The sequence below is a fragment of the Pseudoroseomonas ludipueritiae genome (assembly GCF_014490445.1).
GTDB classification, from domain to species: Bacteria; Pseudomonadota; Alphaproteobacteria; order Acetobacterales; family Acetobacteraceae; genus Pseudoroseomonas; species Pseudoroseomonas ludipueritiae.
Genome location: NZ_JACTUZ010000126.1, coordinates 1 through 12602, shown reverse-complemented (window position 1 = coordinate 12602; position 12602 = coordinate 1). Strand labels below are relative to the sequence as shown.

Annotated in this window: 13 protein-coding genes and 1 pseudogene; 5 read left to right on the top strand and 9 right to left on the bottom strand. The window is 69.6% G+C overall.

Annotated elements, in window-relative coordinates; all coding sequences use genetic code 11:
- Positions 1–182 (bottom strand): annotated as a pseudogene (locus tag IBL25_RS27025) (Tim44/TimA family putative adaptor protein); the annotation flags it as partial.
- 171 nt (positions 183–353) lie between these two features.
- Here IBL25_RS27025 and IBL25_RS19850 point away from each other — a divergent pair.
- The 3 genes from IBL25_RS19850 to murJ all read left to right on the top strand — a co-directional run bounded on the left by IBL25_RS19850 (position 354) and on the right by murJ (position 3274).
- Positions 354–920 carry a histidine phosphatase family protein gene (locus tag IBL25_RS19850; protein WP_187780247.1) on the top strand — a complete coding sequence of 189 codons (567 nt, stop codon included), beginning with the start codon at positions 354–356 and terminating at the stop codon, positions 918–920.
- 67 nt (positions 921–987) lie between these two features.
- The gene (secB, locus tag IBL25_RS19845) at positions 988–1503 is read left to right on the top strand and encodes a protein-export chaperone SecB (RefSeq protein WP_187780246.1); all 516 of its coding nucleotides are present in this window, start codon (positions 988–990) and stop codon (positions 1501–1503) included.
- 232 nt (positions 1504–1735) lie between these two features.
- The gene (gene murJ / locus IBL25_RS19840; protein ID WP_187780245.1) at positions 1736–3274 is read left to right on the top strand and encodes a murein biosynthesis integral membrane protein MurJ; all 1539 of its coding nucleotides are present in this window, start codon (positions 1736–1738) and stop codon (positions 3272–3274) included.
- 284 nt (positions 3275–3558) lie between these two features.
- Here the strand turns inward: murJ and dnaQ are convergent, their stop codons facing one another.
- The 4 genes from dnaQ to IBL25_RS19820 are packed head-to-tail and all read right to left on the bottom strand — an operon-like array spanning position 3559 to position 6652.
- The gene (gene dnaQ / locus IBL25_RS19835) at positions 3559–4251 is read right to left on the bottom strand and encodes a DNA polymerase III subunit epsilon (RefSeq protein ID WP_187780244.1); all 693 of its coding nucleotides are present in this window, start codon (positions 4249–4251) and stop codon (positions 3559–3561) included.
- Entirely contained in the window at positions 4248–4832 is a 585-nt protein-coding gene (gene coaE / locus IBL25_RS19830) for a dephospho-CoA kinase (RefSeq protein WP_187780243.1), read from the bottom strand. Before coaE ends, dnaQ begins: the two co-directional genes overlap by 4 nt.
- Complete coding sequence (locus tag IBL25_RS19825) at positions 4829–5674, bottom strand: shikimate dehydrogenase (protein WP_194433777.1); 846 nt, start codon at positions 5672–5674, stop codon at positions 4829–4831. The genes coaE and IBL25_RS19825 overlap by 4 nt, the downstream gene beginning before the upstream one ends.
- A gap of 42 nt (positions 5675–5716) precedes the next feature.
- Positions 5717–6652 carry a cyclase family protein gene (locus IBL25_RS19820; protein ID WP_187780242.1) on the bottom strand — a complete coding sequence of 312 codons (936 nt, stop codon included), beginning with the start codon at positions 6650–6652 and terminating at the stop codon, positions 5717–5719.
- A gap of 148 nt (positions 6653–6800) precedes the next feature.
- On the opposite strand from IBL25_RS19820, the gene gshB reads away from it, so the two are divergent.
- Positions 6801–7748, top strand: a complete 948-nt coding sequence (gshB, locus tag IBL25_RS19815; protein WP_187780241.1) for a glutathione synthase — start codon at positions 6801–6803, stop codon at positions 7746–7748.
- A 301-nt stretch (positions 7749–8049) separates the two neighbouring features.
- Here the strand turns inward: gshB and IBL25_RS19810 are convergent, their stop codons facing one another.
- The 3 genes from IBL25_RS19810 to IBL25_RS19800 all read right to left on the bottom strand — a co-directional run bounded on the left by IBL25_RS19810 (position 8050) and on the right by IBL25_RS19800 (position 9802).
- Positions 8050–8787 (bottom strand): class I SAM-dependent methyltransferase, encoded by a 738-nt coding sequence (locus IBL25_RS19810; RefSeq protein WP_187780240.1) that lies wholly within the window; start codon positions 8785–8787, stop codon positions 8050–8052.
- A gap of 28 nt (positions 8788–8815) precedes the next feature.
- Positions 8816–9304 carry a MarR family winged helix-turn-helix transcriptional regulator gene (locus tag IBL25_RS19805; RefSeq protein WP_187780239.1) on the bottom strand — a complete coding sequence of 163 codons (489 nt, stop codon included), beginning with the start codon at positions 9302–9304 and terminating at the stop codon, positions 8816–8818.
- A gap of 114 nt (positions 9305–9418) precedes the next feature.
- Complete coding sequence (locus tag IBL25_RS19800; protein WP_187780238.1) at positions 9419–9802, bottom strand: hypothetical protein; 384 nt, start codon at positions 9800–9802, stop codon at positions 9419–9421.
- Positions 9803–10211: 409 nt separating this feature from the next.
- On the opposite strand from IBL25_RS19800, the gene IBL25_RS19795 reads away from it, so the two are divergent.
- Positions 10212–11927: an MFS transporter gene (locus IBL25_RS19795; protein WP_202986829.1), complete on the top strand. Its 1716-nt coding sequence runs from the start codon at positions 10212–10214 to the stop codon at positions 11925–11927.
- A gap of 264 nt (positions 11928–12191) precedes the next feature.
- On the opposite strand, the gene IBL25_RS19790 is transcribed toward IBL25_RS19795, so the two are convergent.
- The coding region (locus IBL25_RS19790) for a (d)CMP kinase (RefSeq protein ID WP_187780237.1) at positions 12192–12602 on the bottom strand (411 nt) is incomplete at its 5' end.

The window sequence follows — 12602 nt, the reverse complement described above, 5'->3', positions numbered from 1 at the left end:
GGCGCGGCGGGGGTGGCATCCGGCGCTGCCGTGGGCACCGGGCGCAATGGCTCGGCGGCGCGCGCTTCCTGCGGCGGGCGTTCGAAGCCCTGGCGGCGGCCCAGCACGCTGCGCAGCCGCAGCACCAGGAAGGCCGCGACCATGGCGAACAGGATCAGATCGACCGGAAAGGCGCCGGACATTGCATTCTCCTCATCTTTCGTCACTTAGGACGCGCACCCTGCCGCCGCAACGGGTTTGCCGTGCCGCGCCTGCCGGATTCCCGGGTCTCATGGGCTCCGCACTGGCCCTGACGGCCCCGATCTGCTGAAACCGGCCTGAAGGCTCTACCGGATGGAGAGCGAGGAGTTGCGATGATCCTGCTGCGCCATGGCCAGAGCGAGTTCAATCTTCACTTCACCGCCACCCGCCGCGACCCCGGCATCCAGGACCCGCGCCTGACCGAACTGGGCCACCAGCAGGCGGAACATGCCGCCGAGGCGCTGCTGGCCGAGACCGGCGGCGGCATCCGCCGCATCATCGCCAGCCCCTATACCCGCGCCTTGCAGACGGCGGCGCCCCTGGCGCGCCGCCTCGGCCTGCCGGTGACCATCCAGCCGCTGGTGCGGGAGCGCTATGCCTTTGCCTGCGACATTGGCACCCCCCGCACCGCCCTGGCGCTGGAATGGCCCGACCACGACCTTTCCCATATCGACGAGGTCTGGTGGCCCGCCATCGAGGAGCCGGCCGAGCATGTGGAAGGCCGCGCCCGGCTGTTCCGCCAGGAAATGGCGGCGCTGGAGGACTGGGCCCATACCGTGGTGGTTTCCCACTGGGGTTTTATTCTCTCCATGACCGGCCGCTCGATGGGCAATGGCGAGTGGCTGCGCTGCGACCCGACCGAGCCAGCCCCCGAGAGCATCGTCTGGAAGCATTCCTGACAGCCCGCCCCGGGCGTGCTACCCCGCCAGCCTGATATCCCAGACCGCATCCTCCGCGAGGCCCGCCATGTCCGAGACCCAGAACCCCATCCCGAACGGCGCCGCCCAGCCGGGCCAGCCCACCGGCCCGCTGGTGATGAACCTCCAATACACCAAGGATCTGTCCTTCGAGGTGCCGGGCGCGCCGGAGATCTTCACCCAGCTGCGCGAGCAGCCGCGCATCGACCTGTCGCTGGACGTGCAGGCCCGCGCCCTGCAGGAAGGCGGCAATGTCTATGAGGTGGCGCTGCAGATCCGCGCCGATGCCCAGGCGCAGATCAACGGCGCCAGCCAGCCCGCCTTCATCGCCGAGCTGGTCTATTGCGGCATCTTCACCCTGAACGTGGAGCCGCAGATGGTGGAGCCGCTGCTGCTGGTGGAATGCCCGCGCCTGCTCTTCCCCTTCGCCCGCAACATCCTGGCCGATGTGACGCGCGACGGCGGCTTCCCGCCCGTGCTGCTCTCTCCCATCGACTTCGTGGCCCTGTGGCAGAGCCGCCGCGGCGCGCAGACCGCGGCGGCGGCGCCGGTCGCCAACGCCTGATCAGCCGAGGCCAGGGGGCGCCGCCCCCTGGACCCCGCCACCAGTTGCGGGTGGAAGGCTAGCCCCAGGGTTAGCCTTTTTTCATTCTTCCGCGCGCGCGGCGAAAGTGCCGCGCTGCGGCCTTGAAGTTCGCGGAAAAAACCGGCAGCGGGGTCCGGGGTGGACTTTCCACCCCGGCGGGGTTCCAAGGGGCGGAGCCCCTTGGCCGCGCTCCGAACATCGCAGGGACTTCATGCTCCGCAATATTCTGACCATCGGTGGCTGGACCTTCGCCAGCCGCATCCTCGGCTTCGTGCGGGACATGCTGATCGCCGCCTTTCTGGGCGCGGGCCCGGTGGCCGATGCCTTCTTCCTGGCGCTGCGCCTGCCCAATATGTTCCGCCGGCTGTTCGGCGAGGGCGCCTTCAACGCCGCCTTCGTGCCCGCCTTCACCGCCGCGCTGACGCTGGATGGCCCCGCCAAGGCCCGGATGCTGGCCGAGCGCATGGCCACGCTGATGACGCTCTGGCTCTCCCTGCTGGTGGTCATGGGCATGATCTTCATGCCGCAGATCATGGCGGTGCTGACCCCCGGCCTGGCGGATGAGCCGCTGCGCTTCGACCTGGTGGTGGAACTCTCCCGCATCACCTTCCCCTACCTGCTCTTCATCTGCCTCACCGCGCTGGTCTCCGGCGTGCTGAACGCGGCGGACAAGTTCGCGCTGGCGGCGGGGGCGCCGCTGCTCTTCAACCTCTGCGCCATCGTCTCGCTCTTCGGGCTGACGCCCTTCGTGGAGACGCCGGCCCATGCCCTGGCCTGGGGCACCATGGCTTCCGGCGTGCTGCAGCTCATCGTGGTGGTCTGGGCCTGCAACAAGGCGGGCCTTGGCTTCCGCCTGCTCTCCTTCCCCAAGCTGAGCGAGGACACGCGGCAGGTGCTGCGCCGCATGCTGCCCGGCATCCTGGGCGCCAGCGTGACGCAGTTGAACCTGGCGGTGGATATGTTCATCGCCTCCTGGCTGCCGGCCGGGGCGATTTCCTACCTGAACTACGCCGACCGCCTCGCGCAGCTTCCCCTCGGCGTGGTGGGCGCGGCCATGAGCACGGCGCTGCTGCCGGTGCTGTCGCGCCAATTGCGCTCGGGCAAGGCGCTCTCCGCCCATCGTTCCATGAACCGCGGCCTGGAACTCTCCCTGGCCCTGACCCTGCCCGCCGCCGTCGCGCTGGTCGTCACCGCCCAGCCCATGCTCTCGGTGCTGTTCGAGCGTGGTGCCTTCACCGCCGACAAGGTGGCCGCCACCGCCCCGGCCCTGGCCGCCTATGCCGCCGGCCTGCCGGCCTATGTGCTGATCAAGTCCCTGGCCCCTGGCTTCTTCGCGCGCGGGGATACGGCGACGCCGGTGAAGATCGGCATCGCCACCGTGGCCTTCAATCTCTGCCTCAACTTGGCTCTGACGCCGCATCTCCAGCATGTCGGCATCGCGCTCGCCACCGCGCTCTCCTCCTGGGCCAATGCCGGGCTGCTGGCGCTGGTGCTGGTGCGGCGCGGCCATTGGGTGGCGGACCGCCAACTGCGCCGCAACTCCTGGCGCCTGCTGGGCGCGGCCCTGGTGATGGGCGCCATCCTCTGGGGGCTGGAGGCGCTGATCTTCCCGGCCACAGGGCTGTGGCGCTTCCTGGGCCTCGGCGCTCTCGTGGGGGGGGGGCTGGTCAGCTACTTCGGCGCCACCTTCGTCCTCGGTGCCTTCGATCTGCGGGAGCTGCTGCGGCGCCGGCGGCGGGTAGCGGCGTAAGGAGACCAGCCGGGGCCAAAGGGGGCGCTGCCCCCTCTGGACGCCCCCGCCGGGGTGGAAAGTCCACCCCGGACCCCGCTTCGAGTTTTCCCTTGGGGCCGCAGCGCGGCGCCAGCTTTTCAAAAATGGCCACGCGGGCTGAACCCGCAGTCGCCGGAGGTCCAGGACCTCCGGCGCGCACGGCCGGTCACCTGAAAATCAGAAGGCAGGGCCTGGGGTGACACTGTCACCCCAGCGGGTGTGTCCAGAGAGGGCGGAGCCCTCTTTGGCCTCGGTGGCCGCCCTTACTCCGCCGCCACGGTCCAGAGCGGTTCCTTCAGCTTCTTCAGGAAGGCCGTATGGGCTTCCAGTTCCTCTGGCGTCGGCACGATCGGGCGCGGGGTGCGGTTCACCGGTGCCGCGTCCAGCAGCACCGGCCCGGCGGAGGAGGCGGCGCGGGAGGTGGCCAGTTCCAGCCCCGGCTGCTTGCCGCCCATCAGTTCCAGGTAGACCTGCGCCAGCAGCTGCACGTCCAACAGCGCATTGTGCGAGGTGCGCATGGAGTTGTCGATGCCGTAGCGCCGGCACAGCGCGTCCAGGCTGTTGGGCAGGCCGGGGAAGCGCTTCTTGGCCAGCACCAGCGTATCGACCATGCGGGAGCGCGGGATGGGCGCAGCACCCGCGCGCTTGAACTCGTGGTCCAGGAAGTTGAAGTCGAAGACGGCGTTGTGGGCCACCACCGGGTCGTCGCCCAGGAATTCCAGCAGGCCGGGCAGGATCTCGGCGAACTTCGGCTTGCCGATCAGCATCTCGCGCGTGAAGCCGTGGATGCGGCTGGCTTCCTCCGGCACGTCGCGCTCGGGGTCGATCAGCACGTGGTAGTGGCGGCCGGATGGCACGAGGTTGATCAGCTCCACCGCCGCCACTTCCAGCACGCGGTCGCCGGTGGCGGGGTCGAGGCCGGTGGTCTCGGTATCCAGGACCAGGGCGCGGCTCATGCGTATCTCTCCAGCAGGGCCAGGATCTGGCGGCGGGTGTTGTGGCGCGACAGGCCGGTGCGCACCAGATGGTCGGCGCGGGCGCGGCGCAGCGGGTCAGGCGTCTGGCGCTTCAGGATGGCGTTGAGGCGCTCCGGCGTCATGCCGGGGCGGGCCAGGACGCGCTTGCGCTGCTCCGGCGCCGGGGCGGTGACGACGACCACGGCGTCGCAGCGGCGCTCCCCCCGTGTCTCGAAGAGCAGGGGGATGTCCAGCACGGCCAGGGGGCGGCCGCGGCGGCGGGCGGCGGCCAGGAAGCGGCGTTCCTCGGCGCGGACCAGAGGGTGGACGATGCGCTCCAGCCGGCGCAGGGCGGCGGGGTTGCCGAGCACGGCGCGGCGCAGGGCCTCGCGGTCCACCGCGCCGTCACGGATGGAGCCGGGGAAGGCCTGGCCGATCGGCGCCACGGCGCGGCCGCCGCGCCCTTGCAGGGCATGCACCGTGGCATCGGCGTCGAAGACCGGGATATGGCGGCGGCGGATCACGCCCGTGGCGGTGGACTTGCCCATGCCGATGCCGCCGGTGAGGCCCCAGACTTTCATGCGGTTTCCGGAATGTCACCGGCCACGAAGGCGCGCAGTTCGGCATCCACCGCCGGCTCGGTGCCGAACCATGCGGCAAAGCCCGGGCGGGCCTGGTGCAGCAGCATGCCAAGACCATCCACGGCCCGCAGGCCGCGCGCGCGGGCGGCGGCCAGCAGCGGCGTTTCCAGCGGCACATAGACCGCATCGGCCACCACGGCATGGGCGGGCAGGGGGGAGAGGTCGATCTCCAGCGGGGGCTGGCCCGCCATGCCGAGGCTGGTGCTGTTGACCAGCAGGGCCGCGCCCTCCAGCGGCGGGGCGGCGGCGACCGAGACGCGGCTGTCGCCCAGGCTTTCCGCCAGGGTCTCGGCGCGGCCGGTGCTGCGGTTGACGATGCTCAGGCGCGGGCAGCCGGCATCCAGCAGCGCGACGGCCAGGGCGCGGGCGGCGCCGCCGGCACCCAGCAGCACGGCGGGGCCATCGGTGGCGGCCCAGCCCGGCGCCTGCTCATAAAGGGATTCGAGGAAGCCATAGCCATCGGTGTTGGAGCCGTGGATGCGCCCTTCCCGGAAGATCAGCGTATTGGCCGCGCCCATGCGGCGGGCGGTCTCGTCCACCTCGTCGCAGAGCGCGAAGGCGGCTTCCTTGTGCGGGATGGTGACATTGCAGCCGCGGAAGCCCAGCGCCACCAGCCCGCGCAGCGCCGTGGCGAAATCCTCCGGCGCCACGGGCAGTGGCAGATAGGCGCCGTCGATGCCATGGCGGCGCAGCCAGAAGCCATGCAGGCGGGGGGAGCGGGAATGGGACACGGGCCAGCCGAGCACGCCCGCCAGCCTGGCCTTGCCGGAGAGGATCGTCATGCCGGCATCAATCCGGCCTGCCGGGCGCGCGGTCAACCGGGGTCAGGGCGTGGGCCGCATCACCCCCCGCGCATCGCGCTTCAGCGGATGCGCCTGGGTGGGCAGCGGCGCGCCGGGGGCCTGGGCCACCGTGACGCCATGTGGCCAGTCGGCGGGGGCGATGGCGATGTAGCGGGCATAGCCGCCGGTGCCGCCCAGCGGCCTGGCGAAGCCGATGGCGACCAGCGCCCCGGCCTCCGGCACCTGGTCCAGGTTGGCCACGCCCTCGGCCTGGGTGAAGTTGTTGTGCATCAGCCAGTGCTCGCCCTCCAGGTTGGGCGTGGTGTCGGTGTCCAGCGGCTCATGCCCATGGAACAGGATCCTGCGCTCCAGGTGCAGGAACTTCAGCGCATCGAGCGACACGCCAGGGAAGGGCTTCTGGTTGAAGCGCGCCTGGTCCGCCCAGCCCTTGGACCAGTCGGAGCGCACCATCACCACCGCCCCTTCCGGGATGCGGCCATGGCGGGATTCCCAGGCCGCGACATCCGCCACCTGCAGGTGGTAGCCGGGGTCGGTGGCCACCTTCTCCTGGATCGGGATCACTACCAGCGGGCGGATGGCATAGGTGGGTGGCAGGTCGCTGATGGTGGCGCCCAGCGGGTTCCAATGCGCCGGCGGGTCCAGCTGCGTGCCGTACTGGTCGGTGGTGAGGGCATAGGCGGAGGCGACGAAGCCGTGCTTCTCGTAGGTATATTCCTCCCCCTTGGCGACATAGCCGGGGATATCGGCCCCAGCCCGGGCAGGGGCGAATTCCGCATGCCCGAAGCCCGGCCAGACCGGCTGGGAAGGCGCGAAGGCATGCGTCAGGTCGATGTGCTTCGCGCCCTTCAGCGCCGATTCGTAGACGCCCCAAAGGCCCGGCGTGCCGGTTGTCTGGCTCAGGGCGGGCACCGCCGTCAGCATCGTCGCGGCCGCCAGGGCCAGCATCCGTCTCCGCATCGGGAATCCCTTTCGCTGCGTTGCGAAAGCGTATCATGACGCCCCGCGGCGCGGGCTGGCCAGCGGCTTCGCGCATCCCGCCCCCTGGCAATCCGTCGCGCGCGATGCCACCACTGCAAGCGACGAGAAGAACCGACGAGGACCACCCATGACGCGTGCCTTGCAGGTCGCGGTCCAGATGGACCCGATCCACAGCATCAATATCGACGGCGACAGCACCTTTGTTCTCATGCTGGAGGCGCAGGCGCGGGGCCACACGCTCTGGCACTACCACGTCAAGGACCTGACCCTGACGGCGGGGAAGGTGCTGGCCCGCATGCAACCGGTGGAAGTGCGCCGGGAGAAGGGCAACCACTACACGCTGGGCGAGGCGCGGGAGGTGGACCTTTCCACCATGGACGTGGTGCTGATGCGCCAGGACCCGCCCTTCGACATGGCCTATATCACGGCCACCCATATCCTGGAGATGATCCACCCCAGGACCCTGGTGGTGAACGACCCGGCCAGCGTGCGCAACGCGCCCGAGAAGCTGTTCGTGATGCAGTTCCCGGACCTGATGCCGGACACCATGATCACCCATGACCCGCTGGAAGTGCGCAAGTTCCGCGAGAAGCACGGGGACATCATCGTCAAGCCGCTCTTCGGCAATGGCGGCGCCGGCGTCTTCCACCTGCGGCCCGAGGACGGCAACCTCAACGCCCTGCTGGAACTCTACGCGGAAAAGTCGCGCGAACCGCTGATGATCCAGCAATACGTCCCCGCCGTGCGGGAAGGCGACAAGCGCATCATCCTGGTGGATGGGGAGCCGATGGGCGCCATCAACCGCGTGCCGGCGGCGGGCGAAAGCCGCTCCAACATGCATGTCGGCGGCCGGCCGGAACAGATCGCGCTGAGCGAGCGCGACAAGGAGATCTGCGCCCGCATCGGGCCGGAACTGAAGAAGCGCGGGCTGATCTTCGTCGGCATCGACGTGATCGGCGAATACCTGACCGAGATTAACGTCACCTCCCCCACCGGCCTGCAGGAGATCGCGCGCTTCGATGGCGTGCACCTGGAGAAGGCGATCTGGGACGCGATCGAGCGCAAGCGGGCCTGACGCAGCCGGGGCCAAGGGGGCGCCGCCCCCTTGGAACCCCCGCCGGGGTGACAGTGTCACCCCGGACCACGCCATTCGTTTAGGATGCGGCTGGCCGGTTCCGCCTGATGCCATTGGCATCAGGCGACTGCGGCCTCAGCCTGCGTGGCTTTTCTTGTGAAAATCCGCCCGCGCGGACAGCGCACCGTTTGCATGCCGCGCGAGGCCAAACTCGCAGCGGGGTCCGGGGTGGACTTTCCACCCCGGCGGGAGTGCAGAGGGCAGCGCCCTCTGCCGGGGTCCAGGGGCAGCGCCCCTGTCTTCAGAACTTCCAGCCCGTATGGATCGCCACGATCCCGCCAGACAGGTTCTGCCACTTCACCCGCTCGAAGCCCGCGCGTTCCATCATGCCGGCCAGCGTCGGCTGGTCCGGGAACATGCGGATACTTTCGGCCAGGTACTGGTAGCTGTCGGCATCCTTGGCGATGCGCGCGCCGATGGCGGGCAGCACCTTGAAGGACCAGGCGTCGTAGACCGGCTTCAGCGCCTCGACCTCAAGGTTCGAGAATTCCAGCACACACATCCGCCCGCCCGGGCGCAGCACGCGGAAGCCCTCGCGCAGCACCGCGTCCTTGTCGGTGCAGTTGCGCAGGCCGAAGGCCATCGAGACGCGCTCGACGCTGCCGGCGGGCAAGGGGATCTTCTCGGCGTCGGAGCAGACGAATTCCAGGCCCTCGGCCAGGCCCTTCTGCAGCGCGCGGCCCTGGCCCACCCCCAGCATGGCGGCATTGATGTCGGAGAGGATGACCTTGCCGGCGCCCCGCTTCTTGGCCAGGAAGGCCACGTCGCCGGTACCAGCCGCGAGGTCCAGCAGGGTGTCGCCGGGCCCGGCGCCGATGGCGGCGACGAAGGCGTGCTTCCAGGCCCGGTGCAGGCCCAGCGACATCAGGTCGTTCATCACGTCGTATTTCGGCGCGACGCTATCGAAGACCTCGCGCACCATGGAGGCCTTGGCCTCGCGGTCGACGGTGCGGAAGCCGAAATCGGTGGTCTGGGTCATGGGGTTCAATCTAGGCCCGATCGGTGGTTCAGCCCAGCAGGCGGCGGAGCAGGCGGATCAGCATCCGGCGCTCCTCGGCCGAGAGGGGGGCGAGCAGGCGCTCATTGGCCTGGCTGCCCTGGCGGGCGGCCTCGGCCAGGGCGGTGGCGCCGGCCTCGTTGAGGGAGAGCACCACGGTGCGGCGGTCCAGCGGGTCGCGCCCCGCCTCCACCAGCCCGCGGTCCCGCAGCCGGGCGACGACGCCCTGGATGGTGGCGGGGTCCAGCGCCACGGCGCGGCCCAGCGCGTTCTGGGTGGCGGTGCCGAGCTCGCCCAGGCGCAGCAGGGTGGCGAATTGCGTCGGCGTCAGCCCGCCCACGGAGCCGCGTTCCTGGAACAGGGCCGCATGGCGCTGGTGGGCGCGGCGCAGCAGGTGGCCGACCGATTCGTCCAGCCGGTAGGATGGGCGTGGCCGCGCCGGCTTGGGGCGTTCCTCCACCCGTTCCGCCGGCACGATCGTGAGCTGTGACTGGCTCATGTTCCTGCCCCCCTTCCACATGGACCCATTGCACCATCCGCATCGGGAGGGAATGCGTCAACCGGCCGCGCCGGCGGAAGGGTAACGAGGCGCGGCCCGGGCGTGCCTGCCGCCTCAGCCCGGCAGCGAGCTATAGCCGAACATCGCCAGTGTCAGGCCGCCAAGGCCCAGCGCGACCATGCCCGCGCGGTCGGCGTGCCAGAGCAGCCTTTCAGCCAGGATGGCGGCGAGCTGGCGCTGGCCTTCCGGGCTGCGCAGGTGGCGCGCGCCTTCCCCGGCCAGCACGGGCCAGAGGCGGGTGCCGCGCAGGTCCATCCGATGCACGCGCAGCGCCGCCGCCCACATGCCGAGCCAAAGCGCCGCCGTCATCAGGGCGCCGCTCTGCAAGGCCATCATCGGGCGGGGGGCCAGCAGGAGCATGACCATGGCGATAACGAGGGCGGCGAGGCCCATGGCGCGCCGGATGGTGTAATCGGCAAGACTGCGGAGCGTATCCATCGCGGGCCCCTCTGCGCCATTCACCGGAACATGGGGGCTAGGCGATAGGACCGCTCCGCCCCAGGCGCCGGCATCATGCACGGACGTTCTGAACGCTGATCATATGGGCCAACTTGCGGGCAGGGGAAGCGTTGCAGGTGCCCATACGGGAAATCCTGGCATGTGATGCGGTTCTGGCGGAGGCGCGGCGCCCTGGGCGCGAGGACTGATATCACATTTTTGTGATAACCCTTCCGGCCCTGCTTCGGTGATTCCCCTCCGCTGTTCCGCAAGGTCACACTCGTCCTGAGGCAGTGCCGCAAAACGGCACCGCCAGGCAACCCGCCGAAGACGCGGGACAGAACAAGTGACCATCAACATGATCCTGGAGCAAAGGCATCCGGGACAGGGCAGGGACATCGTTCAACCAATGGCTACCGCGATTCCAACTTCTGGCGCCGCGACCCGGCCCATGACGCGGGAGGAAAGGAAGGTCATCCTGGCCTCCTCCCTCGGTACCGTCTTCGAATGGTACGACTTCTATCTCTACGGCTCGCTGGCCGCGATCATCGGCGCCAAGTTCTTCAGCCAGTTCCCCGAGGGCACGCGGAACATCTTCGCGCTCCTCGCCTTCGCGGCGGGCTTCCTGGTGCGGCCCTTCGGCGCCCTGGTCTTCGGGCGGCTGGGCGACCTGGTGGGGCGGAAATACACCTTCCTTGTCACCATCCTGATCATGGGCGCCTCGACCTTCGTCGTCGGCATCCTGCCCACCTCGGACCAGATCGGCATCTCGGCGGCCATCATCCTGATCATCCTGCGCTGCCTACAGGGGCTGGCGCTGGGCGGCGAATACGGCGGCGCCGCCACCTATGTGGCCGAGCACGCGCCGCATGGCCGCCGCGGCTTCTACACCAGCTTCATCCAGATCACCGCCACGGGCGGGTTGTTCCTGTCACTGCTGGTCATCCTCTTCGCCCGCTCCGCGCTGGGCGAGGCCGCCTTCCTCGACTGGGGCTGGCGCATTCCCTTCCTGGTCTCGATCCTGCTGCTCGGCATCTCCGTCTGGATCCGCATGCAGCTCCAGGAAAGCCCCGCCTTCAAGAAGATGAAGGAGGAAGGCACCCACTCCAAGGCGCCGCTCACGGAAGCCTTCGGCCAGTGGAAGAACGCCAAGGTCGCCATCCTGGCGCTGCTCGGCCTCGTCGCCGGCCAGGCGGTGGTCTGGTACACCGGCCAGTTCTACGCCCTGTTCTTCATCAACTCGATCCTGAAGGTGGATGGCTATACCTCCAACCTGCTGATCGCCTGGGCGCTGCTGATCGGCTCCGGCGGCTTCGTGCTCTTCGGCTGGCTGTCGGACAAGATCGGCCGCAAGCCCATCATCCTGGGCGGTTGCCTGCTGGCGGCCGTGACCTATTTCCCGCTCTTCAAGCTGCTGAGCGCCGAGGCCAACCCCTCCCTCCATGCCGCGCACCGGGACATCGCCGTGGTGGTGCAGGCCGACCCGGCGGATTGCTCCTTCCAGTTCAACCCGGTGGGCACCGCGCGCTTCACCAATAGCTGCGACATCGCCAAGTCCGGCCTGGCGCGGCTCTCGGTGAACTATTCGGTGGAGAACGCGCCCCCCGGCAGCGTGGCCACCGTGCGCATCGGCCAGACCAGCCTGGCGGCCAATACGCCGGACTTCACCCAGGCCCTGGGCGCGGCCGTGACGGCGGCAGGCTACCCGGCGGCCTCCAACCCCTCCGTCGTGAAGATGGCGCATCCCTTCGACATCTTCCGGGAACAGGTGGCCGTCAGCATCCTGGTCCTGACCCTGCTGGTGATCTACGTCACCATGGTCTACGGCCCGATCGCGGCGGCGCTGGTGGAACTCTTCCCCACACGCATCCGCTACACCTCCATGTCGCTGCCCTACCATATCGGCAACGGCTGGTTCGGCGGCCTGCTGCCGGCCACCTCCTTCGCCATGATCGCCCAGACCGGCGACGTCTATTACGGCCTCTGGTACCCGGTGGTGATCGCCCTGGCGACCGTGGTGATCGGCGCCTTCTTCGTGCCGGAAACCAAGGACCGCGACATCTTCGCGGAAGATACGGCCGACCGCTCCCCGGCAGAGCCGGTGGCGCGGCCGTCGCGCTACTGACAGGACAGGCCAGGGGGCGCTGCCCCCTGGACCCCCGCCGGGGTGGAAAGTCCACCCCGGACCCCGCTTCGAGTTTTTCCTTGGGGCCGCAGCGCGGCGCCAGCTTTTCAAAATCGTCACCCGGGCTGAACCCGTCGTCGCCGGAGGTCCTGGACCTCCGGCGCGCCCGGCTTGTTACCTAAAAAAACTGATGGCGGGGTCCGGGGTGACACTGTCACCCCGGCGGGAGTGTCCAGAGAGGGCAGAGCCCTCTTTGGCCCCGGCTCAGGCCGCGGAGAGCTTCCCTTCCACCACCGCGAGCGCCCGTGCGAAGGCGGCATCCGCATCCAGCTCGGTGGTGTCGATCAGCACGGCGTCTTCCGCCGGCTTCATGGGCGCCACGGCACGGGCGGCGTCCTGTTCGTCCCGGGCGCGGAGTTCGGCCAGCACCTGTTCCTGCGCCACCTCGGTGCCCCGCCCACGCAGCTCCAGCCAACGGCGGCGGGCGCGTTCCTCGGCGCTGGCGGTGACGAAGAGCTTCACCTGCGCATCGGGGAAGACCACGGTGCCGATGTCGCGCCCGTCCAGCACCGCGCCATGGGTGCGGCCGAAGTCGCGCTGCCAGTCCAGCAGCGCCGCGCGCACGCCGGGCTGGGCGGCCACGGCGCTGGCCGCCATGTCGGCTTCCGGGCCGCG